Consider the following 1014-nt stretch of genomic DNA (forward strand, 5'->3'; position numbering starts at 1 on the left):
GACCGCGTTCAGGGAGGGGATGAGGTTGAGTCCTGGAACACGAACCCGACGAGTCGACGACGCAGGGCGGCGAGGTCCTTGGCCGGCCGGTCGGACACGAAGTCGCCGTCGATGACGACCTCGCCGCTGGTCGGCGGCAGGAGCGTGCCCGCACAGGCGAGCAGCGTCGACTTGCCGGAGCCCGAGGTGCCCATGACGGCCACCATCTCGCCGCGGGCGATCCGCAGGTCGATGCCGGCGAGGGCGGTGACGGCCTTCGCGCCGGAGCCGTACTGGACGCTCACGGCGTCGAGCTCGAGGAGCGGCGTGGCGGCGTTCACCGGGCGCTCCGCACGGCTGCGTCGGACGGCTCGGCGACGTCGGTCGACCCGGGCGCCGGGGACGGTCGGAACCGGGCGACGCTCGCCTCGACGTGGTCGAGCCAGCGGACGTCGGCCTCGGCCTGGAACAGCATCGACTCGAGCACGAGCGACCAGGCGAGGTCGTCCGCCGGGTCCGAGGAGCGCTTCAGCCGGGTCAGGTCCTGCAGGTTCCGCACGGCGGCGGCGCGCTGGACCTGGACCAGTCGCGGGACGTCGACCCCGGGCACGGTGACGGCGAGGGCGAACTTGATCGCGAGCTCGTCCCGACCGCGCTTCGGCGGGACGGGCTCGCTGAACCAGCGTGCGACCTCTTCGCGACCCGCGTCCGTCGCCGTGTAGACGACGTGTCCGTCGTCGTCGGCGTCGCCGCGGGCCACGAGACCGTCGCGCTCGAGGCGGTCGAGCGTCGTGTAGACCTGGCCGATGTTCAGCGGCCAGCTGCCCCCGGTCCGGTGCTCGAACTCCCCCCGGAGCTGGTACCCGTACCCGGGTCCGGCCACCAGCAGTGCGAGTACGCCCATCCGTACGCTCATGTCGTCTTCCCCCTCGATCCGTCCGCCTTGGACATACTCAGTATGCCCATACTCGGTATGCATGCGCAAGGGGGGCGCTCCGGACGGGGCAGCAGACGGACGGAGGCGCGTGCCAGCTG

General features: G+C 72.1%; 2 protein-coding genes. Both read right to left on the minus strand.

Going from position 1 to position 1014, the window contains the following annotated elements; genetic code table 11:
* Nucleotides 1–8: 8 nt before the first annotated feature.
* Nucleotides 9–320: an ATP-binding cassette domain-containing protein gene (locus tag I5E_RS21330; RefSeq protein WP_049973459.1), complete on the minus strand. Its 312-nt coding sequence runs from the start codon at nt 318–320 to the stop codon at nt 9–11.
* Complete coding sequence (locus I5E_RS06385) at nt 317–883, minus strand: PadR family transcriptional regulator (protein ID WP_031261731.1); 567 nt, start codon at nt 881–883, stop codon at nt 317–319. Before I5E_RS06385 ends, I5E_RS21330 begins: the two co-directional genes overlap by 4 nt.
* Nucleotides 884–1014: the final 131 nt, after the last annotated feature.

Source organism: Curtobacterium sp. B18 (genome assembly GCF_000333375.1).
GTDB lineage: Bacteria > Actinomycetota > Actinomycetes > Actinomycetales > Microbacteriaceae > Curtobacterium.

Coding starts and splice junctions, on each gene's coding strand:
- I5E_RS06385 (WP_031261731.1), bottom strand. CDS start 883: ATGGGCGTACTCGCACTGCTGGTGGCCGGACCCGGGTACGGGTACCAG.